The sequence below is a fragment of the Myxococcales bacterium genome, from assembly GCA_016703425.1.
GTDB lineage: Bacteria > Myxococcota_A > Polyangia > Polyangiales > Polyangiaceae > JADJCA01.
Genome location: JADJCA010000013.1, coordinates 20,393 through 47,265, shown reverse-complemented (window position 1 = coordinate 47,265; position 26,873 = coordinate 20,393). Strand labels below are relative to the sequence as shown.

Below are 26,873 nucleotides of genomic sequence, written 5' to 3'. Positions count from 1 at the left end.
TCCCGCACGCGCCAGACGGCTCAGGCGACTTGTTGCTCGTGACCCGTGCTCTCGAGCTTCGGGGGCACGCCCGAGCGCCGGTTTGAGCTCACGCCGCAAACGACGCGGAACTCGACGGGGCTCATGCCGCAGCGCTGACGGAACGCGCGGTGGAAGTTGCGGACGTCGTCGAAGCCGACGCGCGCGGCGATCTCGCTGACGAGCATCTCCGGCGCCTCGATGAGCAAGCGGCCCGCCTCGACGAGGCGCCGACGGACGCGGTACGCGATGGGCGACAGGCCGTAGCGGCGCGCGAAGGCGCGCGAGAACGTGTCAGGCTTCATGGTCGCCATTTCGGCGAGGTGAGCGAGGTAGAGCGGGGCGGCGGGGTTGCGATCGATCTCGAGCTTGACCCGCGCGATGGCGTCGGGCCGAAGGACCTCACCGTGCACCGTCACGAAGTTGCGAAGCGCGGCTTCGACTTCGGCTTGGGGGAGGGGAGCGCCACGCTCTTTGGCGTAGAGGAAGCTGACGGCGAAGTCGACGAACGACGCGTCGTCGACGAGGGTCTTCGCGAACCGGAACTCGGGCACGCCGAGGTGTTCGGCTGAGGGCACGCCGAAGCCCACCATCTTGCCGGCGCCCAGCTCGCCGCCGTAGCGCATCTCGAAGAGCGAGCCGCGCGTGTAGGTGATGATGCCGCGCTCCTTCGCGATGACCTCGCTCCCGCCGTGAGGCGTAAACGAGAAGCTCCCGCTCAGCGAGACGGCGACCTCGTGGTACGCCGCCATGGCGTCTTTGCGGGCAACGAGCTCGTGGTTCCAGTGGTTCAGCGACCACCCGTAAACCGCGGGCCCAATCCATTCGCCTTCGTACTTTTGTTGGTCGAGGTTCACGAAGGGGTGTTCAGCAACCCTTGGGCCACGAAACACCCCCCGCCCAACTGCTGGAAAACTATGCGAAGGTCCCGAATCCGCCGGCCACCGCCGGCACCATGAGGCAACCGGTTGCAACGGGACGTCGGGCGGTCCAGGCCGCGGATTGCAGCGGTAAACCAAGCGATTCGGGGGCTCGGCCTAATTGCTGCTAACTCGGGCAGATTGCGCCTCGGCGGGCGCTTGCGTGGAGGGGGCCGGCGGCGCTGCTGGTGGTCCGTAGGTGGTTGCGGGACCGGCGGAGGAAATCGCCGTTGACAGAGGCCGAGCGTCTGGTGCATCTTCCCGGGCCTTCGCGGGAGTAACTCAGTGGTAGAGTGCCACCTTGCCAAGGTGGACGTCGAGGGTTCAAATCCCTTCTCCCGCTCTATGCTTGAGGCCAAGACCTGACGGGTCTTGGCCTCTTCGCTTTGTCAGGGCTTCTGTCTTTCCGTGTACTCGTCCGGCTGCGCGGACGAAGCGTCCGCTCCGCAACGGACTCGTACAGGAAAGAGCAAATCCCGGCGGCGGGTCGCGCCCTCTGCCCGTGAAGCGTGCCCGTGCCCGTGGACGACGTGCTCTCTCCCGCTCTCTCCGTCTCAGCGCCCTTGAGAATCCGCGGCGCGCGCTGACGCCTAGCTCTCCACCCACCGCGTGCGCCAGGCGGGCTCGGTCTCGGAGATTGGGTCGAACATCTGGGGGTCGATGGTCCTGCCCTCGGGCCAGTCTTCTACGATCGCGAGCGCTCGCTCATGCCACTCCGCTTCCTCGGCAACGCCCTCTTCGTCGCCCATGTTGCTGATGGTCTGGAGCGCCCACGTCGCGGCAAGGGCGGCCGACTTGCCCCTCTCGTCGAAAAGGACATCGAGCGCGCAGGCCACCGCACTGCATGCGCAGTGCTCGGACCGCCCTCCGAGTTCGGGATCGGGATACGGGGCGGCTCCCGACGCGAACACCCACGCCAGGCTCAGCGCCTCTTCAAGAGCCTCCGTCGGCCCGTCGCTCTTGCACAGCTCGTGGATGATGAGAATTCGTCCCACGCAAGCCGCCCCGAAGGCCACGCGAAGAGGGCGGCGCACCACCTGCAATCGGTTCGCAAGCACCTCGTAGTCCACCGACGCAACCTCCGCCAAGACGCTACACCACCAGCTAGCGTCGCGGTACCGACCGGAGGAGGCGCGCAGGAGAGAGAGCCATGCGTCCGGATGGTCCGCTCGCCCCTGCGCGTGCGCAGGACAGCATCGGCTGACACAGTCCGTCGTCGCGGCCACCGTCGCGTCCCTGCCCGATGCGCCCGCAGCTTTGGCCCCTCGTAGTCCTCGGACTCTCCTGCTCCGACGCGGCACCAAGCGCCGTGGCTGTGCCTGAGGCCTTCGAGTCGGACGATCCGGCGCCGACTCGAATGAGTCACGATTACGGGAGCGGACCCGAGGCGGGCAAGGGCGGCTTCGACGATCCAGGCTCTGTGCCGGCTCCGGGCGGACCACGGCTCGTGAAGATGGAAGGCACGCGGCTCTACGCAGCCACGGAGGCGTCGCTCCACGTGGTCGACCTCACTGATCCTGATCGGCCGGAGATTCTCGCGCGCCGACCTCTCAACGGCGTGCCGTCTGCGCTCTACGTGCGCGGCAGCGTGGTGGTGGTCGTGACGCGGGCGCCGAACGCGCCGGCGCCGGGAGAGAGCGAACTCGTCACCTTTGACGCCAGCGTGCCTTCCGAGCTTGTCGAGACGGGCCGGCGCGTGCTCCCCGGGTTCGTCTCGTGGCTCGAGCCGATGGGCGACACGCTCGTCGCCGTCAGCGCCGCGTGGGGCCCATACTCCGACGCCGGGACGCCCTTCAAGACGTACGTCGCGACGTATCGCGTGGCGCCCAGCGGGCTCGCGCCACTGGGCGAGCTTCCCGTCGAGGGCGCCTTCACGCCCGCCGTGACCGGCGGGCGCCTCTATCTGTTTGGCTCGTCGGGAGATGCGCCGTCGAGGCTTCAGCTCTTGGCGGTTGGCGCCGACGGTGCGCTTTCTCTGGGAGCGACCCTCACGGCGCAAGGCGCCGTCTCCCACCCCTCGCTACTCCACGAGGAAGCGGGGATCCTCCGCGTGATCAGCCAAGAGGCGGGCCCCTTCGGGGATCGCGACGGCCCGCTCGTCATCGAAACCTTCGCGACGTCCGGCCCGGCGAGCCCGGAGCGGCGCGGCGTCGCGGCCATGCCCGTGGCGGAAGGTCAACGCGCCCTCTCCGCCGGTTTTACTGGGACGCGCGCCTACGTCACCTTGGGCCCTCCGGGGCGGCTCGTGGCCGTCGACCTCACCAACCCCACGGCGCCAGCCTTTGGGGCTTCCCTCGACATGCCTGCGCCGGGCGCCGTGTACGGGCTTGAGGGCGACCGGCTCGTCGTCGCTGGCGGCTCGACAGTTGCACTCTACAACGTGGATGCCGGCGTCCCGCCGCGGCTGTTGTCAGAGCTCTCCGTTCCTGGCGAGGCCGTCTCCGTCGCAGCCATCGAGCGGAGCGGTACGACGCTCGCCGTGCCTTTTGCGAGCGGGAGGCTCGGCGATGGCTCCTGCGCGCCGCGCGGCGGCGTGCAGGTCCTCGACCTCGGTCGCGACGCGCTCAGCGCGCGCGGCGTCGCTCGACCCGAAGGGGCGCCCCAGCGGGCCCTCTTCGTCGGGACACGTCTCGTGACAACCTCCGACCGCGTCGTGGCCACCTTCGACGCAGCCACGCAGCCGACGCCGGCCCTCGTCGCCGAAGCCCCGTTGACGCGACCGGTGCTCGCGACCGCCGCTCGTGGCGACCGCGCTCTGATCCTCGGCACGCAGGGATCGTCGCTCGTGCTGCGCACGGCTACGGCGTCGGCGCCCGAGGCAACGCTCGGCAGCCTCGTGATTCCCGAGCCCGACGGGAGAAGCGTCTGCGGGACGCTTGCCGACAGCATCGGGTACCGCCAGGCGCGTCTGTTCTTCGTGAGTGACGCGGTGGCCGTCCTCGCGGCGCCGAGAATGGTGTCGTTTGGGGCTCCCAAGACCTTCGTAGCGGCCGCCTTTGACGTGGTTGATCCGCGAGCGCCGCGTCTCCTTGGTCGCGTCGAAGTTGGCACCGCGCCGCTGGGCAGGACCGACGTAGCCGGGGCCGGCCTGTTCGACGCGTATCGCGCCACTCGGTACTACGAAGGCGCCATCGCCGCCGTCGACGATGGTGTCGTGGCGGTCGGCTCGAAGGTCGCGTTCCTCGAGATCGTGTACGCGCGAGAGGCCGACCGCGAGCGCGTGTTACCCAGGCGGACCCTGCGAGTCGTCGACTTCGCAAATCCTTCGGCGCCGGTCGTCGCTCCTCCCATCGAGCTGCCCGCCAGTCTCGGCGTCACGCCCCTGGTCGCGGCCGGAGGGATTGTGCTCACGAGTCGCTGGTCGACCTCCGACGCGACGCCCGGCAAGGTCCGCTTTTTCGTCGATCGCATCGATCTGCGCGAGGCGACACCGGTGCTGCTCTCGTCGTTCAACACCCCGGGCTCGCTTGTGGCGGTGGGGGACGCCCCGCCACGATTCATCACTGCCGACTATGCGGTCGAACGGACACCCTCGACGGGGTTTTGCTTCAGCGAAGGCGCCAACGACTTCTTCACCAAGGAGTGTGTGAAGGCTTCACGCATCTTCAAGCTCGTCGATGTCGTCGACGGCGGCGTGACGCTGCGCGACGGCTGGACGCCGGCGTTCCGTTCCGCGGGCGCAGTCGTTGTCGGCAACGATCGCGTGCACCTGCACGACGCGCAGCGAGGGGCCTCCGTATCGATTTCGGGCCTTGCGAGCGGCAGGCTCGGCGTCGCGAGCGAGGTCGAGTTCGCCGCGCCGCCGCGATCGGCGTCGGGCGAGCGGGTCGCCGCCTGGGACGAGCAACGCTTGCGCGTCTACGATACGGCCTCCAACCCGGCGACGCCGCTTGCCGAACGGCGCCTGCCGCCAGGCGCGGACTGGATCGCATTCACGTGGTTCGACGCCGGGGGTGGCCTGGCCGCGCTCGGTGACCGCGGGCTCGAGCACCTCCCGTGAGCCTGCGATGCGCGGGAGCGCGAACGCAGGCGGCAGGTGCCCACGTGCTGCGCCGCCAACGACTCGGCCCGACCTACGTGCCGTACGCCCAGCGCCCCGAGCAGGGATGGCCATACGCGCCACGGTTGCCCTAACCTGCATGCCCTTCGCGCCCCTCCGGCGTGCGTCTACACCATGACTCGCTCCCGCCTCTTGTTTGTTGTCCCACTTGCGTGGCTTGGCTCCGGCTGCGCCGCGGCGCCGTGTCCGGCGGCGCGTGGGGCTCAGGTCGCGCAGCTCGCCACGGAGCCGGGCTTCGAGTCCGTGGCCTTCCTCATCGGCGACTGGGACGGGACGTCTGCCGATGGGCGCTTCGATGAGCATTGGATCGCGCCGCGCGGTGGCGTCATGCTCGGCCTCGGCCGGGAGGTCGACGCTGAAGGCAAAGCGAGGTTCTTCGAACTCATGAGGATCGAGCGTCGGGGCACCGACCTGGTGCTCATGCCCCACCCGATGGGTAAGGCCGCCAAGGACTTCAGGCTGACCCGCGCGACGGCTGGCGCCGTCGTCTTCGAGAACGCCGGAGACGATCGCGTGGCGCGGATCTCCTACGCGGCCAAGGGCGACGAGCTCGTGGTGCGCATCGAGTTCCGCGCCAACGGTCACATCGACGAGGTGCGCATGCGGCGCACCGGGCGCTGAGCGGCCGCGGTCATCGCCGCGCATCGTCACTCATCGCCACGCTGCTCCCGTTGATCCCCACGCCCGTGTCGCCGCCCGCGCTCTTTTTGGGACCGCGAGCGACGACTCCGGGGGCGCGAGCCCGTGTCAGGGCTGCGGCGGCTTGATGGGAGCGATCGCGGCGAGGCCGAGTTGGTTTGCCACGAACAGCGCCTCATCGACGGCCTCGGCCCGCCCGTTGTGCCCGACGTTCTCGTGTTCGAGGAGATAGACCGGCGCCGTCGCACCGGCGAGACCTTGCATGGCCTTCACGAAGCGCCCCGTGTGCTGCGACGAGACGCGCGCGTCGTATTGCGCAGCAAAGGCCATCATCGGCTTCGTGCGCGCGGGCGTGAGCTTGCCGATGTTCTCGAGCGGGCTCCACGCCTCCAGCGCGGCGTAGTGCTTCTTGTCGTGGATCACGAAGCCCCGGTCGTCGCGACGGAAGCCCATGTCGTCGAAGTAGACCCAACCTCGCTCCTTCTCGAGTTGGGCCGGCACGCTCGATACGCTCACGACGGGGGTGAACACCTTGAACTCGTCGGGGAAGTGCACGTATGCGCCCATGGTCATCATGCCGCCGTAGGAGCGGCCCGACAGGACGACGCGGTCGGTGATCGAGGGATACTCGGCCTTCAAGAAGCGGCTCGCCGCAACGATGTCGTTGAAGCTGATCCACTTGTCGAAGGTTCCCGGGAGCTGCCAGTCGAGCCCGAACTCGCCACCACCGCGAATGGCGGCGAGCGCCACGGCTCCACCCATCTCGAGCATCAGCTGGAACTTGCGATTGAACTGCGGGCCGTTCAGCGCGCCGATGTTTCCGTAGACATAGAGGTACGCCCACGAGGGGGGCGCCGGCGCGTCGGCGCGCGAGAAAACCCAGATGGGAACGGAGGCGCCGTCGGCGCTCGGGTACGAGCGGAACTCGACCTTCACCTTCGAGCCGTCGAACGGCACGCTCTTTCCGGGCAGCCTCTGGATCACGTCGCCGAGGGTGTCGAGCTTGAAGGTCTCAGCGGGCGTCGTGGCCGTCTGGTAGGTGAAATACCCGAAGCGCGAGCCGTCGCCGCCGGTGACGGCGCCCAGCGTGCCCTGGGCTGGCATCGCGTGATCAGCCGGTCGAAACTCCGCCTTCTTCACGCCCGCTAGGTCGAAGACCTCGGCGGTGATCTCGAGCGTCGGGCTCAGGTACTGAAGCACCAGGCGCTCGCCGATGAGCTGAGCCACGCTGAGCACGTTGTTGGCATGAGGTGGCACGACCGTCGTGCGCTGCTCGGTCACGACGTCGATGGCATCGACGCCATACCTTCCGCCTTGCGCCGAGGTGCGAAGGTAGATCTTCGAGCCACGCGCGCCCAAGAAGCGCCCGTACTCATCCTTGGGTGTCACCAGGGGCTTGGTCTGCCAGCTCTCGCCTGTCGCCCCGTTTCCGCTCTTCTTCGCCACGATGATGGCGAGCGGGACGTCCGCGCCGATGGATCGGTAGATGACCGCCGTGGTCGCGTCGACCGCCTGCGCGTTGTACTTAATCGTCTTGGGGAGCTCGGCGTCCTCGAAGACGACGGAATCGCTCCCGGCGTCGGCGCCGAGCCGGTGGTACTTGATCTGCGGCTGCCTCTTGCCGCTCTCGTCCTCGGCAGCGGTGAGCCAGTTTGCGTAGTAGAGGCCTTCCGAGTCGGCGTCCCAGTTCATGTTGTCCCCGCCGGAGCTCTTGATCACGAAGGGGCCCGCCAGCTCGCGCAGGTCGTCCATGGCGAGCACCTTCCACGTCGTCCAGTCGGAGCCGAACTTGGCGAACCCGTACGCGAGCTTCGCGCCGTCGGGGCTGAGGCGAAACTCCGTGACGGCAGCGCCGGTGCCGAGGGTTGCCGCGTCGACGAGCGTGCGGTCCGGCGCGCCCGCGAGGAGGAGGGAGCCCTTCGAGGTGAAGAACTCGCGACCGAACTGATCGGTTCGAACGGACGCGTTGCCGGGCGCGAGCTCGGCGTACCGCGCTTTCACGGCGGCCTGCAGCGCGGCGTTGGTAGAGAGCAGGGCGCGGCTTCGCTGGTTCTGCTCCGTGACCCACGTCGCGTAGTCGGGATCTTGGGGCAGGTCTGCGTGTCCGAGCGCGGACGACGCGCCCGGCTCTGCGCTCTCGCGAGCGCCGCCGCACCCTTGTGTCGCGGTGGCGAGCAGCGCTCCGGCAGCGATGAGTACCGTGAGGGTGCCGAGCGTGACCCGCCCGAACGACTGCATGACAATGCGGCTAGCCATGTTGATTCCGATCTCCCCGCGGCGATGGCCGCGCGTTCGGCCGGCTGCAATCGACGCGCCACGGGAGAACCCTGCGATTTGCGCGTCCGGGCCGCGCCTCGCGCCCCTACGCTCGACGGGGGCAGGGAGCCGTCGACCATGAGCGGAGGGCGCCACGCTCAGACGAGGTTGCTCTTCAAGGTCGCGGCCCTTCGCCGCATGCGCAACGGCGGTTCGCCTTATCGCGCCAGGTAGTGGGCGCGCGCGCGCTGGACAGGGAGCGCCTTGTTGTAGATGGCCAGCTCGTCGAGCTCTCCGTCGAAGGCACCACCCACGACAAGCGGCTCCGCGTGATTGGTCGGTAGCGCGGGAACGGGCACCGACGAGGTGTGCACGCCGTCGAGGATCAGGCGAATCGTGGCGCCGTCGAAGGTGCCGACCAAGTGGTGCCATTCGGTAAGCAGGCCGCTGTCGAGTGGAGGGGTTCCGGTCGGGAATCCCGCGTCCAGAAGGCCGCTGAAGGTCAGGTCGCCGATAGAGATGTCGCTCGCGTCCTTGCCCCCAACCGTGAACCCAACCAGCGCGCCGAAGAGGCCCAAGCCGTAGCCGTTCGACCCCTCGAATTTGAACGCGATGAGGCGCTGCGTGGCAACGGCCGTCTTGGCCTTGAACCAAACCTCGAGACTGAAGGCCGCACCGAGAGCGAAGTCGAAGCGATCGCCGGCTGTCAGGTAGTCGAACTCGGTGCCGGGAAATGACGCGCTGGTGCCTACGGCGCCCGCCGCCCCGAACCCGATGGTCCCGACGAGGTTGAGCGGCGCCCCGCCGACGCTGCTCGCCGCGAACAAGGTGCCGGGCGACTCATCGAGCGGAAAATAGGCCAACGGCCTGTCCTTCAGCACCTCGTCACGGTACGAGCCGGCGTCGACGGAGGACGCGTCCGTCGCGTCTTGAACGACGACGTCAGCGGCGTCTGCGGTCGGCAGGACGACGTCGGGAGCGCTGACCTCGACCGCACCGTCGCTCGCGTCGGGGGAAGGTGTCTGCCCGTAGGTGTCGCTCAGTCCGTCGAACGACTGAATGAACGAGCACGCCGGGCCCGCGAGCAGCGAGCCGAGAACGATCAGGCGAGGAAGGAGCTTCGAGCGCATGGGGCGGCCCGGGACCGCGCTGCAGCCTACACCAACGCGCCGCGCGGTGCCGCCACCAGGATGGGCTCGTCAACAACCGGGCTAGGCTAGCGGCAGGTCGTCGTCGGCGCTGCCGCCGCATCGCTCCCGCCGGCGTGATGGCGGAGTTCTCGACCCCAGCAAGAGCGCTCCCACGTGCGCGTCGCGAACATTGCGCCTAGACTCCGGGCATGTGGTTTCCCGTGGAGCAGCCCTGGCAATACCGCGTCCTTGATCGCCTCCCCCCGGGCGTCGATGTCGCGCAGCTCGAGCAGGCTCTCCGCATGACCCCCACCGAGCGCGTTGAGGCCATGTGCCGCCTGGTCGAGTTCGCCGAGCTCGTCCAGCGCGCCCGCCAGTCCGGCGGAACGCGATGACCGACTTCTCCGAGTTCTTCCGCCGGCTCAGCGATGAGCACGTAGAGTTTGTCGTCATCGGCGGACTCGCGGTGATTTCTCATGGCCACGTGCGTGCGACGCTCGACCTCGACATCTGCTACGCGCGTACACCAGAGAACCTCGAACGGCTGGTGCGCGCGCTCGCGGAGCTGCGCCCTCGCTTGCGTGGCGCTCCCGCCGAACTTCCCTTCTTCTGGGATGTGCGGACGCTGAGGAACGGATTGAACTTCACGCTTACGACGACCGCGGGCGACATCGATGTCTTGGGCGAGGTTACGGGCCTCGGTGGCTACGGAGAGCTCGCGCTTCGTTCGGAGACGGTCGACCTCTACGGGACCAAGGTCAGGATCATGTCGCTGGCGGACCTCATCCGTTCGAAGGCCGCCGCGGGCCGCGCAAAGGATCTCGTCGACCTCGAAGCTCTGCGCCGCCTCGAGGCCAGCGCGAAGCGCGGCGAGTAGGCGACGGCGCGCCCGAGCCTCAGCCGAGCCCGCATTCCATGCGGGCTAGACCGGGTTACTCCGCAGCACGATGAGCTCGCCTTCGAGGCGCGCATCGACCGTTCGCTTCACGGTGCCGCGCACGCGCGGCTCGTACCGCACGCGGGTCGGCTCGCTTGTTATGCACACGACCTCGCTCGCGTCGTCGAGACCAAGGCTCCGGGCCGCCCCGTGTGATAGGAACAGCCAACCATGGCCAGCGCCTCCGATGTCTCGCTCCGGCAGCTCCAATACGTCGTCGCCGTGGCCGACACGTTGGGCTTCCACAAGGCGGCGCGGCAGTGCGCCGTCTCGCAGCCGAGCCTCAGCGCGCAGGTGAAGCAGCTCGAGGACGTGCTCGGCCTCCGCCTCTTCGAGCGCGACCGTCGCCGCGTGCTCGTCACGCCGGCCGGCCGCGACATCGTCGACCGCGCTCGTCGCGCGCTCCGCGAGGTCGAAGAGCTCGTGCGGGCGGCGGCCAAGCAGAGCGATCCCATGGCCGGCCCGGTTCGCATCGGCGTCATTCCCACGGTGGCGCCGTACCTCTTGCCGGAGGTGGTCCCGGCGATTCACGCGTCGTTCACGGGCCTGCGTCCGAGCTTCACGGAGACGAAGACCGAGACCATCGTGGCGAGCCTTGAAGCGGGCACGCTCGACCTCGGCCTCTTGGCGCTGGTGCCCGAGTTGGATGGCCTCGAGCATGCGGAGATCTGCGAAGACCGCTTCGTGGTCGCGCTCCCCAAGGACCACCCGCTCGCGAAGCGCAAGCTCCTGCGGCAGAGCGATCTCGAGGGCGAGTCCGTCTTGCTCTTGGATGATGGGCACTGCTTTCGGACCCAAGCCCTCGCTGTGTGCGAGCTCGCCGGCGCGGGCCGCGCCGAGCTCGCCGCGACGAGCCTCGCGACGTTGGCGCAAATGGTCTCGGTCGGTGCGGGGATCACGCTCCTGCCGAGCCTCGCGGTTGGCGTCGAGAACCGCCGCGGGCAGCTCGAAGTTCGTCGCCTCACGCCGGAGCCGTCGCGCACCCTCGCCGTCGTGTGGCGCGCCGGCTCCGTCTACGAAGGTGTAGGCCGCGCCTTGGCGCAGGTCATGAAAAAGGCGCTGCGCACCGCCGCGGCCTGACTGAGCTCCAACCCCGCGCGTCGCAAGTCTCGCGGAGCGCCGACCCCGCCCAGTGGTACGGTCGTTGCTTCGTTTTCGCGCGGCGTCCGTCCAACGACGGCGGAACGTCACAACCTCGGGAGGTCTTCATGTCACTTCGCTTTGGAATGGCTGCGGTTGCCGGTGGTCTCGCCCTCGTGGGCTCGATGCTGTTCGCTCCTGATGCGAAGGCCGGGCTCGAGTCCTGTGGCAACATCAACGTCAGCGCCGACGCAAAATGCACAGTCGTTGCGAAGGCCGAGTGCACTGGGCAATGCACGCCCGTGAAGATGGAAGTCGCCTGCGCAGGCAAGCTTGAGGCCTCATGCCGCGGCGAGTGCAACGTCGATGCGGAGGCGTCTTGCACCGGCTCATGCCAAGCCGATTGCACAGGTCAGTGCTCCGCCAACCCCGGCAGCCTCGACTGTTCGGCCAACTGCCAAGGCCGGTGCGAGGGCGATTGCTCCGGCAAGTGCTCCGCGGCCGCCAACAAGGGAGAGTGCGAGGCCTCCTGCAAGGCGAGCTGCAGCGGCTCGTGCAGCGCGCAGTGCACCGGCACGCCGCCGAGCGCGACCTGCGACGCCAAGTGCCAGGCGAGCTGCAAGGGCTCGTGCAAGGCGAAGGTCAACGTCGATTGCCAGGTGAGCTGCCAGTCGAAGGGCTACGTGAAGTGCAAGGGCGAGCTCGAAGGCGGCTGCAAGGTGCGCTGCGACGATCCCGAGGGCGCGCTCTTCTGCGACGGTCACTACGTCGACACCGGCAACAACCTCAAGAACTGCGTCGCCGCGCTCAACGCGGTCCTCAAGGTGAAGGTCAGCGCGAGCGGCAGCGCCGAGTGCGCTGGCAACGAGTGCTCCGCCGAGGGCAAAGCGGGCGTCGCGTGCGCTGTCTCCAACGGCGGCGACGCGCTCGATCCTCGCGTCTTCGCCCTGGGCCTCGGCTTCGTGGCCGTCGGCCTCGCGCGCCGTCGTCGCCGCAGCGCGTAGCCGCGCTGAGCGACCGCACTGAAACGAAAGGGGGCCCTCTGAGAGGGGCCCCTTTGCTCGTCTTGCTCGGAGAGACGGGTAGCCGATGGCGTTCGACCGTTGGTGGAGACCACTGATGAACAGGCTTCTTGTTCCTCGCCGGCGCACGCTGGAGACGCCCGTGAACCCGATTTCGCGACACCCCCGAACCATATCAGGCGCGGCCTTGGAGCGAGCCTCGTGAAGGGGACGCTCGGAGCCATTGCGCTCGTGGTGGCAAGCGGCGTGGTGTCGGCGGATGCCAGCGCCGACGTTAACGTGCGCGATCTGCCCGCGTGCCCGATGAAGGCCCCGCTGCGGGCCCGCGTCGCGGAGCTTAGCGGTCTCAGCGATGTCGGTGACGGGGCGGCGATCGATGTCGACGTCGCCATCGAAACGTTTCCGAATGGCTACCGTGCGCGCCTCGTCATGCGCGCCCCCGCCGCTGGCGAGCGCACCCTCGAAGAGTCTTCGTGCGAAGCCCTCACGGAGGCGGTCGCCCTCGTTGTGTCAATGAGTTCGGTGCCCATGGCTGGCGCAAAAGACAGCGAGCCTTCCGAGCGGACCGAGGCCGCGAGCGCAGCCGACACGAGAGGCGCGGGCGAGGCGCCAAGTCGTGAGCTGCGAGCGCAAGGGCACCTCGCAGGACTGCTCGACACCGCCACCCTGCCAGGCGCGGCCGCCGGGCTCAAAGCCGGCGGAGGCGTCGCACAAGGACGGCTCCGCCTTGAGCTCGAGGTGCACGGGCTTTTGTCACGACGCGGCGAGGTCGCTGGTGCGCCTGGCATAGACGGCGAGTTTTCGCTACTCAGCGTCGAAACTCATGGATGTTTCGACGTTCCGAAGGCCGAGGCCCTGTCGCTCGCGCCTTGCCTAAGCGTCATGCTTCAACGGCTCGCGGTGAGCGGCGTCGGCGGTGGGGGCACGATCGATGACGCATCGGTGTATGGAGCCGCGGCGGCAGGCCTCGAGCTTCGCATGCCCGTGGCGGGCGTGTTCGCTCTACGCGCCGGCGTGGAAGCCGCCGTGCCCTTCGCTCGACAGAGCTTCGTCGTCGGAGGGGTCGGCGGAGTCCACCGCGTCTCCGTCGTGTCGATGAGAGGACAGTTTGGTCCCGAGGTGCGCTTCTGAGCGCCGGTCCAAGGCGATCCACGCTGGCTGGCTAAGGCTCACGCGAGTGTCGAGGCGTGCCGCGATAGACCAACGGCAGGTCTGACGCCCCGTCAGAGCACCACCCGCAAGGGGGCGCGCGCGAGCTCAACCTCGCGATCGCCTCGCCCGCTGCTGCTGATCACCACCTCGAACTCGCCGGCCTTCGGGCAGTCCCAGCTCGCGTAGGCGACGTTGGCTTCGGAGGCCATGTCTCTCCGTTCCGCGTCGCCGCTTCGCGCCTCAAACACGCGGAGCGTGAGGCGCTCACCAGGAAACACGCCCACGACCGCCGTCACGCGAGCCGCCGCACGACCGCGCTTGACGGCGTTCTGCACCCGAAGCTCGCTCGGCGCGTCGCTCGGCCCCGGCACGCCGAGGCGGAGTTCGAAGGTCGCGTCTCCAACCTTGAAGCGACCCGGATCTTCCGCCTCGCGCTTCAAGGGCGCGTGGCAGAAGCGGCAGTCGAGCTCGTTTTGACGATGCGGCGCGCCGCACCGCGCACACGCCCGCGCCGCTGAGAGGCCCGTCTCGTTGCGCCATTTGGCGATGGCCGCGTCGACGATCGCCGGGTCGACCCAGCCGCCCGCCGTGAGGAACGTATCGAAGAGCTTGAAGCTCCCCGTCAGGTAGCAAATGGCCGGCGCGCGAGAGTCAACGTTGGGCGACTCGAGCGCGTCGAGCATCATCGGCTCGAGGCGAGCGTCCTTCTGGTCCATGAAGAGGCCGACGTAGAGATCTTTGGCCGCCCAAGGCAACGTGACACGCCACGTCGCCAGGAGAGCGTCGATGTTCTCGTCGACCTTCCGGCCGCGCAGCCCCTCGATGGCCTCGCCGTCGCGCTGGTCGATGGCCTTGAGAACGCGCTTTACGAAGTCGTCGTCGGTCGCCATGCAACCCGATCAGAAGTCAGCGTTGCCCGGCGTGCGGGGGTAGGGGATCGCGTCCCTGATGTTGGCGAGGCCGCAGACGTAGACCACGAGGCGCTCGAGACCGAGGCCGAAGCCGGCGTGAGGCACGGTGCCATAACGACGGAAGTCGAGGTACCAGCTGTAGGCCTCTTTGCTCAGCTTCATCTTGTCCATGCGGTTCTCGAGCATGTCGAGCCGCGCTTCGCGCTGCGAGCCGCCGATGATCTCACCGATGCCAGGCGCGAGGACGTCCATGGCCGCGACGGTCTTGCCGTCGTCGTTCATGCGCATGTAGAAGGCCTTGATCTCCTCCGGGTAGTTCATGACGACCACGGGCCGGCCGATCTTCTCCTCCGTGAGGTAGCGCTCGTGTTCGGTCTGCAAGTCGGCGCCCCATTTGACGGGGAACTCGAACTTCTTGCCCGACGTCTCGAGGAGCTTGATGGCCTCCGTGTACTCGATGCGCTCGAAGGGAGTGTCGACGAGCTTCTCGAGCCGCGAGAGCGCCGTCTTCTCGATGCGATCGGCGAAGAACTTCATGTCGTCGGGCCGCTCCTTGAGGACGGCGCGGAAGACGTACTTCAAGAAGTTCTCGGCGAGGTCGGCGTCGGCGGCGAGATCGGCGAAGGCGATCTCCGGCTCGACCATCCAGAACTCGGCGAGGTGGCGCGTCGTGTTGGAGTTCTCGGCGCGGAACGTCGGGCCGAAGGTGTAGACCTTCGAGAGCGCGAGGCAATACGCCTCGACGGCGAGCTGCCCCGAGACGGTGAGGTAGGCCTCCTTGCCGAAGAAGTCTTTCGACCAGTCGATCTTGCCCTCCGGCGTCTTGGGCATGTTCACCGCGTCGAGGGTGCTGACGCGGAACATCTGCCCGGCGCCCTCGCAGTCGTTGGCGGTCACGATGGGCGTGTTGATCCAAACGAAGCCCTCTTCGTGGAAGTAGCGATGAATCGCCTGGGCGATGGTGTGGCGCACGCGCGAGACGGCGCCAAACGTGTTGGTGCGCGGCCGAAGGTGTGCCACCTCGCGGAGGTATTCGAGGCTGTGGGCCTTGGGTTGGATCGGGTAGCGCTCCGGATCGGTGACCCAGCCGATGACCCTCACGGAGGAGGCGAGGATTTCAAACTTCTGCCCCTGGCCCTGTGAGGCGACGATCTCGCCCTCGGCTTCGACCGCGCAGCCAGCCGTGAGCTTGGCCACGTCGGCCGCGTAATTCTCGAGCGTGTTCGGTGCGACCACCTGGATCGGATCGAAGCAGCTCCCGTCGCTCACGTGGACAAACGACAGGCCCGCTTTGGAGTCGCGCCGCGTGCGCACCCATCCGCGAACGAGCGTCTTGGTACCGGCGGGGATGGAGCCGCCCAAAATCTGACGAACGGAAACCGCTTGCATCGCTGACCTCTCGAGGTCCCGCAGGTTAGAAGACAATTCGCCTCGACACGACGCCGAAATCGGGCTGCTGGCGCGCTCGATCGCACGAGCGCGCTTCTGCCCAATGGGTGGCCGAGCACGGCTACGCGGCGGCGTCTTTTTCGTTCTTGTCGCGGAGCGCGCTCAAGAGCGCATCGACGGCCTTCTTCGCGTCACCAAAGAGCATGCGCGTGCCAGGCATGAAGAAGAGCGGGTTCTCGACGCCGGCGTAGCCGCTCGCCATGCCGCGCTTCATGACGATGGTCGTCTTGGCCTTCCAGACCTCGAGGACCGGCATGCCGAAGATGGGACTCGACGGATCGTCGAGCGCGCCAGGATTCACGATGTCGTTGGCGCCGATGACCAGGACCACGTCGGTCTTCGGGAAGTCCTCGTTCACCTCGTCCATCTCGAAGACGATGTCGTAGGGGACGCGGGCCTCGGCCAGGAGCACGTTCATGTGCCCTGGCAGGCGGCCGGCGACGGGATGAATCGCGAAACGCACGCGCTTGCCGCGCTTCTGGAGGAGCAGCGCCGCCTCCCAAAGGGGACCCTGCGCGTGCGCCACGGCCATGCCGTAGCCGGGGACGACGATGATCTCTTTTGCAGCTTCGAGGAGCGCCGCCGCCGCGGCCGCGTCGACGCTGATGGTCTCGCCTTGCGGTCGATCGGTCTTCGCGGCCGGGGCCGCGCCTTCGTCGGCGCCGAAGCCGCCGAGGATGACGCTGGCGATGGACCGGTTCATGGCCCGGCACATGATGATGCTGAGGATGAGTCCGCTCGAGCCGACGAGCGCGCCGGTGATGATCAAGAGATCGTTTTCGAGCATGAAGCCGGCGGCGGCGGCGGCCCAGCCGGAGTAGCTGTTGAGCATCGACACGACGACGGGCATGTCGGCGCCGCCGATGGCCATCACGAGGTGAACGCCGAGGAACGCCCCGAGCGCTGCGATGACGGCAAGCCACACGACGCCGCTGCCTTCGGCCGCTCCGAGGAAGGGAACGACCGCGCAGAGCGACGCGAGGAGCGCTCCGAGGTTGACCACGTGGCGCCCTGGCAAGAGCAGCGGCTTGGACCGCAACGTGCCGCGGAGCTTTCCGAAGGCGATGATGGAGCCGGTGAACGTGATGGCCCCGATGAAGACGCCGAGGTGCGTCTCCACGCCGTGGATCGTGCCCTCAATGCCTGGTCGCTCGCGGTGGTCGCCCAGGTAGCCAGCGAAGCCCACGAGGACCGCCGCCGCGCCGACGAAGCTGTGAAGCACAGCCACGAGCTCAGGCATCGCCGTCATGGCGACCCGTGCCGCGAGGAGCGCACCGATGGCGCCGCCAAGCGCGACGGCGATGGCGAGCGGGCCGAGGTCGAGGTGTTTCGTTCCGATGGCCGTGGCCGCGACCGCGATGACCATGCCGAAGACGCCGTAGAGGTTGCCGCGCTGAGCCGTGGCTTGTTTGCTCAAGCCGCCCAAGCTCAGGATGAAGAGCAACCCCGCGGCGAGGTACGTGGTGGCGATGGCGGCTCTGTTCATCGCTGGAACATGCGGAGCATGCGGTGGGTCACGAGGAAGCCCCCGGCGACGTTGATGGTGGCGAGCAGGACCGCGGCGGCGCCGAGGAGCACGGGCGCCGACATCGCCGGGCCCGTCAGCTGCAGCATGCCGCCCACGAGGATGATGCCGCTGATGGCGTTGGTGACGCTCATGAGCGGCGTGTGGAGCGCCGGCGTGACGTTCCAGATGACCTGCCATCCGACGAAACACGCGAGCACGAACACCGTGAGGTGCGTCACGAGGCCTTCGGGCACCACGAGCCCGGCGAGCGCCAAGAGCACGGCCAAGACGAGGACCGTGCCGGCGCCAACGCCGGGTTTCGCGCTCGCCGGGGCCGAGTGCGAGGCTGCGGTCGCCACGGCGTCTGGGGCGCGCGAGGCGGCCTTCTTGGCTGTCTCCGGCGGCCCCAACGACCGCCGCGAGATGGGGGGCGCCGGGATGTCGAGCTTCTTCGGCGGCGGTGGCGGCCACATGAGCTCGCCTTCGAGCAGCACGAGGGCGCCGCGCACCACTTCGTCTTCGAGATCGACGTGCCAGCTCTTCGCTCCACCCATGTCGGCGAGCAGGTGCGTGAGGTTGGAGCCGTAGAGCTGGCTCGCCGTTGGCGCGAGGCGGCTCGGCAGATCGACGTAGCCGATGATCGTGACACCGCGGTGCGTGATGACCTCGCCGGGGCGCGTGACGGCGCAGTTGCCGCCGAACTCGGCGGCCATATCGACGATGACGGAGCCGGGCCGCATGCTCTCGACGAGCGCTTGATCGAGGAGCACCGGCGCAGGCTTTCCGGGAATGAGCGCCGTCGTGATGATGATGTCGACCTCTTTCGCCTGCGTAGCGAAGAGGCGCATCTCGGCCTCGATGAACTCGGGGCTCATCTGCTTGGCGTAACCGCCTTCGCCGGAGCCGTCCTCTGCGAAGGAGAGCTCGAGGAATTCGGCGCCCATGCTGAGGATCTGCTCTTTGACCGCGAGGCGCGTGTCGAAGGCGCGCACGATGGCGCCGAGGCCGCGCGCGGCGCCGATGGCGGCGAGGCCGGCCACGCCGGCGCCGATGACGAGGACGCGCGCCGGCGGCACCTTGCCGGCGGCCGTCATTTGGCCCGTAAAGAAGCGACCGAAGAAGCTCGCCGCTTCAATGACGGCGCGGTAGCCGGCGATGTTCGCCATCGAGCTGAGCGCGTCCATCTTCTGCGCGCGCGTCGTTCGCGGGATCTGATCCATCGCGACGGCGGTGATCTTGCGCGCCGCGAGCCGCTCGACGAGCGTCTTGTTCTTGCCGGGCCACAGGAAGCTCACGATGGTGGCGCGCTCGCGGAGCAGGTCTGCTTCGTGGGTCACGCCTGGCCTTCGCGGATCGCTGTCCGGCAGCTCCTCCGGCGGTTGCACCTTGAGGACGACGTCGGCTTCGCTCCAAAGCGCCGAGGCGTCGCTCACGACGGTCACGCCCGCGGCCTCGTATTCGGCGTCGCGGAAGGAGGCGGCCTCGCCGGCCCCCTTCTCGATGCTCACATCGAAGCCGAGCTTGATGAGGCGCGCCGCCGTGTCCGGTGTGGCTGCGACGCGTCGCTCACCGACGCGCAACTCCCGGGGGATGGCGACGCGCATGTTGGTCTAGGCCTCAGGCGCGCTCGAGTACCGCGCGCGCGGCCTGGCCGAAGGGGCCCGCGGCTTCAGGCTCGACGAAGAGGCGGTAGCGCGCGTTCGGGAGCTTCACGAGCAGGCCCGGGTTCTCGGAGCCCACGCGGGCGATGGCCTTGCCGTTCACGCCGAGGGCGAGTCGCCCCGGGAGGTCCTCGTAGGAGCCGCCGGGTACCAAGATCGCGAGGACGCCGCTGGCGACGTCGAAGGTGCCGCCGTCGGTCGAGCCCTTGGCCGTCGGGCCTGCGACGTACGAGAGGAAGGACGGGCTGTCGACGTCGTCGACGAAGCCTTCGGCGATGACGACGCGGTCGCCGACGCCGAAGACGTGCGCGATGCCCTTGCCGACGGCGAGCTGGAAGCCGACGCCGCCCGCCTTGCCGAGCTTGAAGCTCCGCGCCTTGCCGCTGTCGAGGCCATCGCCGAGCTTCGCGAGCTTGCCCGCGGCCTTCTCGAGCGCGTCGAGATCGTCGGGGTCGACGCCCTTCCAGGATTCGGCCGCCGCCGCTGCATCCACGAGGAGCAGCGAGATGGACGCGTTCATCGAATCGGCGCGACCGAGGTACGTGGTCGCTGCGGTGGCCTTGGTCTTCGCGGGCGCGGCGGCCTTCGCGGGCGCCTTCACTTTCGCCGGGGGCGGAGCCTTCGCAGGTGCGGCCTTCGCCGCGGCCTTCTTCGTGGCCGGCTTGGCGGGGCCCTTCTTCTTGGGCGCGTTCTTCGCAGAAACCGCCTTGGGCGCCACTTTCTTCGGGGCGACCTTCGGCGTCGCCTTCTTCGTGGCGGGCGCCTTCGCTTTCTTCTTGGACGCCTTCGCGTGGGTCGACTTCTTCGCGGCCTTCTTTGCGATCTTCTTCGCAGCTTTGCGTCCCGTCACCATGATGCGGGCAACGTACCACGAGGACCCTCGCCAGGTGCACACTCGTCAACGTATTGTGAGAGCGCGATGCGCGTCTCCCGGCTCCCTTGCTTTCTCGCGCTCGCGGCCGCCGCGGGGCAGGTTTTAGGCTGCGGCGACGCGATCCGCAGGTTCCCGCTGCGGGCGCCCATGTCTCAGGATGTGGACGCCCAGCCGTTTGCGCCCGCGCCCGAGGAGTACGTGTCGCCCTTCGCGTGGGACGGCGCAAACCAGATGGTGTTCCGGCCCATGGCGCGCTTCTTCGCTGTGGATCCCGCCGGCGAGGCCGTGAACGTCAACGCCTTCGACGAGGTCCCCGACTCGAGTTGGTTCGCGAACCGCATCGGAAAGACCGCCGACACCACCGCCGCCGCCACCGAGGGAGCCCGCGCGTGGGCGCCCGACGACGTGGCGCTCGGCTCGTGCATTCGAGGCAAGGTCCTCGATCCCGAAGGCGCCGCTGACGGCACGTGGCTCATCGACCAAGGCAAACCCAACGGCGCCAACCCAGGCTTCCGCGTGAAGGCGCCGCAGGGGAAATTCATGCTGAAGGCCGACTTGGCCGACCAGCCCGAGCGCGCCACGGCGGCGGCCGCCATCGCCGCGCGTTTCTACCACGCGTTTGGCTTTCACTCGCCTTGCGACTCCGTCGTCTACTACCGCCGCGGGCTCTTGACGCTGAAGCCCGGCCTCTCGGTGACAGACAACAGCGGTGTCACCAAGCCCTTCGACGCCGCCGCCCTCGACGCCGTGCTCGCGAAGGCGTCGCGCCGCGGCGACCGGATGCGCATGGGCGTCTCGAAGTGGCTGCCCGGCAAGCCGCTCGGCCCCTTCACCTACGAAGGCAAGAACAGCAACGACCCCAACGACGTCATCCCGCACGAAGATCGGCGTGAGCTCCGCGGCGGTCGCCTCCTCGCGGCGTGGCTCAACCACTTTGACTCGCGCGAGCAAAACTCCATGAACGTGTGGATGCCCACGCGGGAGGACGATCCGAAGTCGCCGGGCTACGTGAAGCACTTCTACCTCGACCTCGGCGACTGCTTCGGGAGCGAGTGGGCGTGGGAGGGCATCTCGAAGCGCCTCGGTCACGCCTACTACTTCGACTTCGGCTACACGCTCGAAGACTTCGCCACGCTCGGCATCGTCACGCGCCCCTGGGACCGCGCTCGGCGCAGCGACGAAGGGTCCATCTTTGGCTACTTCAGCGAGCGCGACTTCGACCCGGAGATGTGGCGCGGCGGCTACCCGAACCCCGCCTTCGGTCGCATGCAGGAGCGCGACGGCGCGTGGGCGGCGCGCATCATCGCCCGCTTCTCGAACGAGGACATCGAGGCGGCCGTCAAGGTCGGCGACTTCAGTGAGCCCAAACACGCCGCGTACCTCACGCGGACGCTCGTCGCGCGTCGCGACGCGATCTTGTCGCGGTACCTGCGCCGCCTCTCGCCCCTCGCCGACGTTGCGGTGCGAGGCGAGGAGCTCTGCGCGACCGATCTTGCACGCAAGACGCTCACTGGAACGCAAGGTCCCCTGGACCCGCAGGCCTTCCAATACGTCGCCACCGCTCGCATGGGGCGGGGCCCGGGTGGCGGCGCGCGCGTCTTGCCCGATGGCGGCGTGTGCCTACCCCTCGCGCATCAAGCGCCCGACGCGGACCTCGCCGACGATCACGTGGACCGCTATGTCGTCGTCGACCTCAAGAACGGAGACGCCCAGGGCCCGCTTCGCGCGCACCTCTACGATCTCGGCCCCGCGCGGGGCTTCCGACTCGTGGGCATCGAGCGACCTCCGTCGTAGCGAGACTCGTCGTCGTCAGAAGCCGCGCGTGGCGCCGAACACGAGGCGAAACTGCGAGACCTCGAAGTTTCGTCCGATGGGCTCGGTGCCGAAGCCAGCGAGGATCTCGAACTGGTGATCGGGACTGCTCCGTGTGCGGATGCCGATGCCGCTCGAGAGGCGGAGCAGCTCGGGATCAAAGCCGCGGAGGCCCGGGCCCCACGCGTTGCCGAGGGCACCATGCGCCGTGCCGCTCAAGAAGGCCCAGATGGGCCACTCGTAAGAGAGCGTCGCCGCGGCGCCGCTTCGACCGTGCAACCGGCCCGGCCGAAAGCCTCGGAGCATGCCCGTACCGCCGAGCACGACTTGTTCCGAGAAGGGAGGCGGTGCGCCCGCGACGGGATCGACGAAGTCGGCCTCGAGCGTGAGGCCCACGACGCGCTCGGTACCCGTGAGATCGACGAAGCCGCCGACGGCGCCGCCGTATTTGATCCACGAGCCGGGCTCGCCGCGGAGGTTGGTGTCGTGTTCGGCGTGCGTCATGAGGCGCACGCCGTGCTGCGGACGCGGGCGCCGCGGCCTCGTGTCGACGATGAGCTCCGCGCGTCCGTAGCCAATGGAGTAGTTGCGTGCCAGGCCCGGCGGCACCGGATAGGCACCTTGTGCGGCGCGCGTCACAACGCTCGGGTCGTCGCAGCAAGAGTCTTCCTCGTAGTGGAAGAAGCGCGCCCCCGCCTCCGTTCGGATGCGGAGTGCACGCATCGGCAAGAGGTCGAAGCTCGGTGCGACGTCGACGCGGCGCTGGGCGTAGCGCCCCGCGTCCTCGGGGCGCGACGTGGGCCCGAAGCCGTGGAAGAGGTAGTCGGGGCGGCGAAGGTAAGAGACGCGCAGTTGCCCCGAGCCCTCGGACAGGACGCCGCCGCCGGCGCTCGCGGGCGCCTCGCGGCGCCAGAAGTGCACGCGATCGGCCGCGCTGAGCGACAGCCAGTCAGAACCCCACGTCGTGGCAAAGAGCTTGAGGTCGTTCCTCTTCGCGAACGTGTCGTTGGCGAAGAAGTAGAGCCCCACGCTGGGCCGAAAGCCAAAGTCGACGAACGCCGTTGGGAGCAGGCCCGTCGTGCGCTCCTTGTCGAAGGTGAAAAAATCAAAGATCGCCGAGGGCCACTGCTTCTGCTCCGCCGTCGCGATGAGCCACCCGAGGGGGCGACGGATCACGTACTCGCTCACGAAATAGAGTGGCGAGAAGAGAACGCGCGGCACCCAAAGGGCCACGTCTCCGAAGGTCGCGGGAGACTTCCCGCGCCCGTCGTAGTCGGGAAGCGCGCGCGGCTCGTCGGCGGAGCGAGGGGGAGGGGTCGGTGCGGCCGCGGGTGCGGGCGGCTGCTGCGCCATCGCCGGCGTCGCCATCATCAAGACGAGCGCGAAGGCCGCCGCCGCGCGTCGCCGCATCACGCCTTCTCCGCGTTGGCCGCTGCGCGCTTGGCGTATTCGCGCGCGACGAAGATCGCCACGGCGAGCCACAGGCACACCATCACCACGTTCACGCGCGCGAGGCCCGGCGTCGTGAGTGCTTGCTGCGCGCCGAACGCCACGACGCCCGCCGCGACCACGTCTCCACCGCGCACGATGAAGGTGTCGATGATCGCCTTCGCCTTGTACTTCGCGGCGCGCGAGGTCACGAGCCACAGCGTCTGACGAGCCGTGTTTTGCAGCGAGTAGTCGAGGCTGTTTTCGGCCACCTTCGCCACGAAGATGACGCTCAAAATCGGCGTGATGGCCAAGGAGCCGTACCCGAAGAGCGAAACGAGCGGCACCAGCGTAAGCGCGATGGTGAGCCCCAGATGCTTCAAGACGCGCGAGACCACGAACATCTGAAGGAGGACGGCGGCCCCGTTTACGTAGGTAAAAAACTCCGCCTTCTTCGCGCCGATGAACACGACGCGCGCCGCCGTGTCTTGCGGCGCGGCTGCCAGCAGTGCGCGGTCGAAGAGGTTTCTCGCCCGTCGTGTTGACGACGTTGATGAGCAACATGAGGACGGCCACGCCCACGAGGAAGCGATCGGTCACGATGAGCTTCGCGCCGCTCGGGCCGCCAAGCTCCTGAGCCTCCGGCGGCGGCGTTTGGCCGTTCTCGGCCGCGTCGGCCGCGCTCTTGGCTCGCCGCAAGAGCGAACTCTTGTGCACGAACCGCGTGAGCAGCAAGCTCACGACGAGGAGCACGGCGCCCGTAGCCATCAAGGTAGCCGGCCCGAGGCCCACGAGGCGCTTGGCCCAGGTCGAGCCTGCGATGGCGCCGACAGAGCTGCCGAGGCCGACGATGGGGAAGAGTCGCTTCCCGTCTTCGCTCGAATAGAGGTCTGCCGCGAACGACCAGAACTGCGCGATGACCATCAGGTTGAAGATGCCAACCCACAAGAAGAACGGCACGCCGATGCTCGCGCCAGCTTGCGCCAGCACGGCGAAGAGCACGAGGTTGCTCACGAAGAAGAGCGTGACCGACGTGACGAGGCGAATGCGGTCGAGGCGGCCCGCGAGCGCGCCGTAGAGCTGCGAAACGACCACGAGGACGAGCGCCTGACCCGCCGCCGCGTAGCTCTTCACGTTGGCGCTGCCGCTGGCCAAGATGAGAGGCTCACGCGCGACCTTCAGGAGGTAATACGCGCAGAGGAGGATGAAGACGTTGGCCGTGAGCGCGAGAACGGGGAGCGTCTCGCCCACGCGCACGTCCGCGAGCAGCGAGAGTCCGGGGACTCGCTTCGGCTCCGGCTCGGAGGCAGCGTCGTGCGGCATGGGCGGCGCAGTCTACGCGGGCAAATCAGGACTTGGGCCACGAAAACGCCCGTTTCGCCGGCGCGCCGGTGCCGTAGCCTCGTGGGGCGTCGACGGGAACGTGCGACGGAGTGAGGAGACGACGATGCCCGAACTGCACGATGGCGAAACGGCCAAGGTCCAAGGCTCCGGCTCGGCCGTCTACACGCTCAAAAACGCCGGCGGCGTCTACTCGTGCACGTGCCCCGCGTGGATGCACCAATCGATCGCCATCGAAAGGCGGAGCTGCAAACACCTCCGCAAGTACCGCGGCGAAGAGGCCGAGGCTGCTCGCGTCGGCGAAACCGGTGCGGTGCCGCGCGCCAAGCGCCCGACGAAGGCTCGCGCGGACTCCTCGGCCAATGCCGCGAGCGAAGGCGATGACGAAGCCTCGGAGGGGCGTGAGCCGCCGCTCTTGCTCGCGCACAAGTGGGAGCTCGACGTCGAGCTCACCGGTTGGTGGATGAGCGAGAAGCTCGACGGCGTGCGCGCCTATTGGGACGGCACGGAGTTCGTCTCAAGGCTGGGCAACCGCTTCCACGCGCCCGACTGGTTCAAGGAGGGGTTGCCGAAGACGCCGCTCGATGGAGAGCTCTGGGGCGGCCGCAAGCGATTCCAGAAGACCGTGGGCATCGTGAAGCGGCAAGACAAGTCCGACGCCTGGCGCGAGCTCCGCTACGTGGTGTTCGACGCTCCGAGCCACGACGGCGAGTTCGAGGCACGGCTCGCGGCTTGTGCCGACCTGCTCGCCGGCGCCGCGCACGCCGCCGTGCACGCTCACGAAGCCTGCAAGGGACACGAGCACCTGAAGGAGCAGCTCGCCTTCGTCGAGAGTCTTGGGGGCGAGGGTCTCATGCTCCGGCAGCCTCGCTCGCGTTACGAGGCCGGACGCAGCAACACGTTGCTCAAGGTGAAGAGCTTTTTCGACGCCGAAGCGCGGGTGCTCGCACACGTGCCCGGGGCAGGTCGCCACAAGGGACGTCTCGGCGCCTTGTTGGTTGAGCTCCCCGACGGCACCAAGTTCAACGTCGGGACCGGCTTCAGCGACGCGGAGCGCGAGAGCCCGCCGGCGCTCGGCGCCATCATCACGTTCCGCTACCAAGAGCTGAGCGATGGCGGCGTGCCGCGCTTTCCGTCGTATGTCGGTGAGCGGCACGACGTGAAGTTCGAGCCGGTGAAGCCTGCGAAGACGAAGAGGCCTCGCTAGCCCCGTGCCTCAATAGAACTCGTAGACGCTCACGTCCGTGAAGCTCGCGCCCATCGACATGTTGGTCTCCGGATCGGTGCCCACGAAGACCTCCTGCAAGATCCCCGCGTGCGTTAGTACGTAGTCGCTCGGGCGCCGTGAGAATGTAGCGCCGGGGGCCTTCTCTTCGATGGCGGCGACGGCGTCGAGCAACTTCGTCGCGGGAACGTGGACGCGGAAGAAGTCAGCCCCGGTCCATGTGATGGTGTTTCGCATGGCGGCCGAGAACGGCGAGAGCGTAGCGAACTTCGTGCCGCTCCGGAGGGGCGATGACACGAAGCTCACCTGCGTGTCGTGCCCGACGAACTCGGTGCCGTTGCCGTCGCCGGGCGAGCGGCTGTCCCAGATGGCGAGGACGTACGCGAAGTCGCGGCCCGTGGTGACGTCGCGCAGGTAGAAGAAGAACGAGAGCTGTCCGATTCCGCCCTTCCACGAGGTGGCCCAGGGCAGCCGCACGAAGGCCTGAAGCGTGAGCGCCGAGGTCGGGTGCAAGAACGGCGACGCCGGAGACGAATACGTGATCGCGTAGACCACGTTCGGGCCACCGCCGACGACCGGCGACGTGTGGTCGAAGGACCAGGTGTTGGTGAGGACGCCCGCCGTCGTGCCCTGGAGTTGCATCGCGCTGGCGCCGATCTCGGCGCCGAGGTCGAGGCGGCCTCGTTGCCACGCGCCGACGGGAGCGGTCGGTCGAAAGCCCGTGTACGTGCCCACGTCCCATTGAATGGGGTTGGCGACGGCGTTTTCGGACTCGGTGCAAGTGGGCTTCGGCGTCGGCAAGCACGGCCCTCCGTGGTGCCGCACGCTCAGCGAGAAACGATCGAGCACAACAGGCGGCGACGTCGCGGTGAAGTCGGTGCGAATGAGGCCGCTCGGCGCGCCGCCGTGCGCGAGCGACGTGACGTTCTCCGGCGAGGTGATGGCTCGGATGTTCGGCGCCTGATAGTTCGGCTCGCCGAGGGGTGCCGACGCGTCGCTGCTGAGGGTCTTGCCGCCCTCGGTCCCGCCGAGGCCGGCATCGCTCGGCGTCGTGCCGCTCAGATCCGTCACCGGAACGGGCGCCGGCCCGTCGGTCAGTGCGTTCGAAGAGACGGCCAAGTTGGAGGCCTCGCTCGAGCAGCCGAGCGCCAACCCAAGCAGCAGGAGCGACAGACGGGAGGCGTTGACGGCATGCACAACGGCTTCCAGCAGCAGGACTCATGCCGTCACGACTTGGGCGAAAATCCGGCCCGCGCCGGTGGCGTTGCACCTGGTGCGCACGCGCTCGTGTGCATGCCGCTCTGAGGAGCGTCACGTCACGACCGGCCGCCACTTGCCGGGTGAAAAACGGACGACCCTCGCAATCCACTGCGAAATCGCGCAGCACTGATCTTGCTTCCCTCCGTCAACGTCAACGTCAACGTCAACGTCAACGTCAACGTGAACGTGCC

Annotated in this window: 20 protein-coding genes and 1 tRNA gene; 10 read left to right on the top strand and 11 right to left on the bottom strand. The window is 68.3% G+C overall.

Annotated features, from left to right (window positions below; all coding sequences use genetic code 11):
- Positions 1-20: 20 nt before the first annotated feature.
- Positions 21-875 (bottom strand): helix-turn-helix transcriptional regulator, encoded by an 855-nt coding sequence (locus IPG50_25170; GenBank protein MBK6695475.1) that lies wholly within the window; start codon positions 873-875, stop codon positions 21-23.
- 334 nt (positions 876-1,209) lie between these two features.
- On the opposite strand from IPG50_25170, the gene IPG50_25165 reads away from it, so the two are divergent.
- Positions 1,210-1,281: transfer RNA gene (locus IPG50_25165), tRNA-Gly, on the top strand.
- Positions 1,282-1,528: 247 nt separating this feature from the next.
- Here the strand turns inward: IPG50_25165 and IPG50_25160 are convergent.
- On the bottom strand, positions 1,529-2,026 hold the full coding sequence (locus IPG50_25160; GenBank protein MBK6695474.1) for a hypothetical protein: 498 nt from the start codon (positions 2,024-2,026) through the stop codon (positions 1,529-1,531).
- A 155-nt stretch (positions 2,027-2,181) separates the two neighbouring features.
- On the opposite strand from IPG50_25160, the gene IPG50_25155 reads away from it, so the two are divergent.
- On the top strand, positions 2,182-4,938 hold the full coding sequence (locus IPG50_25155) for a hypothetical protein (protein ID MBK6695473.1): 2,757 nt from the start codon (positions 2,182-2,184) through the stop codon (positions 4,936-4,938).
- 174 nt (positions 4,939-5,112) lie between these two features.
- Entirely contained in the window at positions 5,113-5,619 is a 507-nt protein-coding gene (locus IPG50_25150; GenBank protein ID MBK6695472.1) for a hypothetical protein, read from the top strand.
- A 126-nt stretch (positions 5,620-5,745) separates the two neighbouring features.
- Here the strand turns inward: IPG50_25150 and IPG50_25145 are convergent, their stop codons facing one another.
- Positions 5,746-7,893: a S9 family peptidase gene (locus IPG50_25145; protein ID MBK6695471.1), complete on the bottom strand. Its 2,148-nt coding sequence runs from the start codon at positions 7,891-7,893 to the stop codon at positions 5,746-5,748.
- Positions 7,894-8,111: 218 nt separating this feature from the next.
- A complete protein-coding gene (locus tag IPG50_25140; protein MBK6695470.1) occupies positions 8,112-9,023 on the bottom strand; it encodes a LamG domain-containing protein in 912 nt (303 codons plus the stop codon).
- A 209-nt stretch (positions 9,024-9,232) separates the two neighbouring features.
- On the opposite strand from IPG50_25140, the gene IPG50_25135 reads away from it, so the two are divergent.
- The 5 genes from IPG50_25135 (at position 9,233) to IPG50_25115 (ending at position 13,193) form a co-directional block, all read left to right on the top strand.
- Positions 9,233-9,418, top strand: coding sequence for a hypothetical protein (locus tag IPG50_25135; GenBank protein ID MBK6695469.1), 186 nt, complete (start codon positions 9,233-9,235; stop codon positions 9,416-9,418).
- Positions 9,415-9,900: a nucleotidyltransferase gene (locus tag IPG50_25130; GenBank protein ID MBK6695468.1), complete on the top strand. Its 486-nt coding sequence runs from the start codon at positions 9,415-9,417 to the stop codon at positions 9,898-9,900. Before IPG50_25135 ends, IPG50_25130 begins: the two co-directional genes overlap by 4 nt.
- A gap of 231 nt (positions 9,901-10,131) precedes the next feature.
- Complete coding sequence (locus IPG50_25125; protein MBK6695467.1) at positions 10,132-11,040, top strand: LysR family transcriptional regulator; 909 nt, start codon at positions 10,132-10,134, stop codon at positions 11,038-11,040.
- Positions 11,041-11,168: 128 nt separating this feature from the next.
- Positions 11,169-12,044 carry a hypothetical protein gene (locus IPG50_25120; GenBank protein MBK6695466.1) on the top strand — a complete coding sequence of 292 codons (876 nt, stop codon included), beginning with the start codon at positions 11,169-11,171 and terminating at the stop codon, positions 12,042-12,044.
- 219 nt (positions 12,045-12,263) lie between these two features.
- Positions 12,264-13,193, top strand: coding sequence for a hypothetical protein (locus IPG50_25115; protein MBK6695465.1), 930 nt, complete (start codon positions 12,264-12,266; stop codon positions 13,191-13,193).
- 92 nt (positions 13,194-13,285) lie between these two features.
- On the opposite strand, the gene IPG50_25110 is transcribed toward IPG50_25115, so the two are convergent.
- The 5 genes from IPG50_25110 to IPG50_25090 form a co-directional block, all read right to left on the bottom strand.
- Positions 13,286-14,104: a hypothetical protein gene (locus IPG50_25110; protein MBK6695464.1), complete on the bottom strand. Its 819-nt coding sequence runs from the start codon at positions 14,102-14,104 to the stop codon at positions 13,286-13,288.
- Positions 14,105-14,113: 9 nt separating this feature from the next.
- A complete protein-coding gene (gene asnS / locus IPG50_25105) occupies positions 14,114-15,514 on the bottom strand; it encodes an asparagine--tRNA ligase (protein ID MBK6695463.1) in 1,401 nt (466 codons plus the stop codon).
- Positions 15,515-15,635: 121 nt separating this feature from the next.
- Entirely contained in the window at positions 15,636-17,060 is a 1,425-nt protein-coding gene (locus IPG50_25100; GenBank protein ID MBK6695462.1) for an NAD(P)(+) transhydrogenase (Re/Si-specific) subunit beta, read from the bottom strand.
- The gene (locus tag IPG50_25095; protein ID MBK6695461.1) at positions 17,057-18,685 is read right to left on the bottom strand and encodes a Re/Si-specific NAD(P)(+) transhydrogenase subunit alpha; all 1,629 of its coding nucleotides are present in this window, start codon (positions 18,683-18,685) and stop codon (positions 17,057-17,059) included. Before IPG50_25095 ends, IPG50_25100 begins: the two co-directional genes overlap by 4 nt.
- 13 nt (positions 18,686-18,698) lie before the next feature.
- On the bottom strand, positions 18,699-19,595 hold the full coding sequence (locus IPG50_25090; GenBank protein ID MBK6695460.1) for a hypothetical protein: 897 nt from the start codon (positions 19,593-19,595) through the stop codon (positions 18,699-18,701).
- 66 nt (positions 19,596-19,661) lie between these two features.
- Here IPG50_25090 and IPG50_25085 point away from each other — a divergent pair, with 66 nt between their 5' ends.
- Positions 19,662-21,410 (top strand): hypothetical protein, encoded by a 1,749-nt coding sequence (locus tag IPG50_25085; protein ID MBK6695459.1) that lies wholly within the window; start codon positions 19,662-19,664, stop codon positions 21,408-21,410.
- Between the two features lie 15 nt (positions 21,411-21,425).
- On the opposite strand, the gene IPG50_25080 is transcribed toward IPG50_25085, so the two are convergent.
- Entirely contained in the window at positions 21,426-24,179 is a 2,754-nt protein-coding gene (locus IPG50_25080; protein ID MBK6695458.1) for a BamA/TamA family outer membrane protein, read from the bottom strand.
- A gap of 124 nt (positions 24,180-24,303) precedes the next feature.
- On the opposite strand from IPG50_25080, the gene IPG50_25075 reads away from it, so the two are divergent.
- The gene (locus IPG50_25075) at positions 24,304-25,404 is read left to right on the top strand and encodes a DNA ligase (protein MBK6695457.1); all 1,101 of its coding nucleotides are present in this window, start codon (positions 24,304-24,306) and stop codon (positions 25,402-25,404) included.
- A 9-nt stretch (positions 25,405-25,413) separates the two neighbouring features.
- Here the strand turns inward: IPG50_25075 and IPG50_25070 are convergent, their stop codons facing one another.
- Positions 25,414-26,619: a hypothetical protein gene (locus IPG50_25070; GenBank protein ID MBK6695456.1), complete on the bottom strand. Its 1,206-nt coding sequence runs from the start codon at positions 26,617-26,619 to the stop codon at positions 25,414-25,416.
- Positions 26,620-26,873: the final 254 nt, after the last annotated feature.

Excerpts from the sequence above, each read along its gene's own strand:
- IPG50_25120 (MBK6695466.1), top strand. The coding sequence starts at position 11,169 with ATGTCACTTCGCTTTGGAATGGCTGCGGTTGCCGGTGGTCTCGCCCTC.
- IPG50_25090 (MBK6695460.1), bottom strand. The coding sequence starts at position 19,595 with ATGGTGACGGGACGCAAAGCTGCGAAGAAGATCGCAAAGAAGGCCGCG.
- IPG50_25095 (MBK6695461.1), bottom strand. The coding sequence starts at position 18,685 with ATGCGCGTCGCCATCCCCCGGGAGTTGCGCGTCGGTGAGCGACGCGTC.
- IPG50_25125 (MBK6695467.1), top strand. The coding sequence starts at position 10,132 with ATGGCCAGCGCCTCCGATGTCTCGCTCCGGCAGCTCCAATACGTCGTC.
- IPG50_25155 (MBK6695473.1), top strand. The coding sequence starts at position 2,182 with ATGCGCCCGCAGCTTTGGCCCCTCGTAGTCCTCGGACTCTCCTGCTCC.
- IPG50_25110 (MBK6695464.1), bottom strand. The coding sequence starts at position 14,104 with ATGGCGACCGACGACGACTTCGTAAAGCGCGTTCTCAAGGCCATCGAC.
- IPG50_25145 (MBK6695471.1), bottom strand. The coding sequence starts at position 7,893 with ATGGCTAGCCGCATTGTCATGCAGTCGTTCGGGCGGGTCACGCTCGGC.
- IPG50_25080 (MBK6695458.1), bottom strand. The coding sequence starts at position 24,179 with ATGCCGCACGACGCTGCCTCCGAGCCGGAGCCGAAGCGAGTCCCCGGA.
- IPG50_25135 (MBK6695469.1), top strand. The coding sequence starts at position 9,233 with ATGTGGTTTCCCGTGGAGCAGCCCTGGCAATACCGCGTCCTTGATCGC.
- IPG50_25085 (MBK6695459.1), top strand. The coding sequence starts at position 19,662 with ATGCGCGTCTCCCGGCTCCCTTGCTTTCTCGCGCTCGCGGCCGCCGCG.
- asnS (MBK6695463.1), bottom strand. The coding sequence starts at position 15,514 with ATGCAAGCGGTTTCCGTTCGTCAGATTTTGGGCGGCTCCATCCCCGCC.
- IPG50_25150 (MBK6695472.1), top strand. The coding sequence starts at position 5,113 with ATGACTCGCTCCCGCCTCTTGTTTGTTGTCCCACTTGCGTGGCTTGGC.
- IPG50_25075 (MBK6695457.1), top strand. The coding sequence starts at position 24,304 with ATGCCCGAACTGCACGATGGCGAAACGGCCAAGGTCCAAGGCTCCGGC.
- IPG50_25130 (MBK6695468.1), top strand. The coding sequence starts at position 9,415 with ATGACCGACTTCTCCGAGTTCTTCCGCCGGCTCAGCGATGAGCACGTA.
- IPG50_25100 (MBK6695462.1), bottom strand. The coding sequence starts at position 17,060 with ATGAACAGAGCCGCCATCGCCACCACGTACCTCGCCGCGGGGTTGCTC.
- IPG50_25140 (MBK6695470.1), bottom strand. The coding sequence starts at position 9,023 with ATGCGCTCGAAGCTCCTTCCTCGCCTGATCGTTCTCGGCTCGCTGCTC.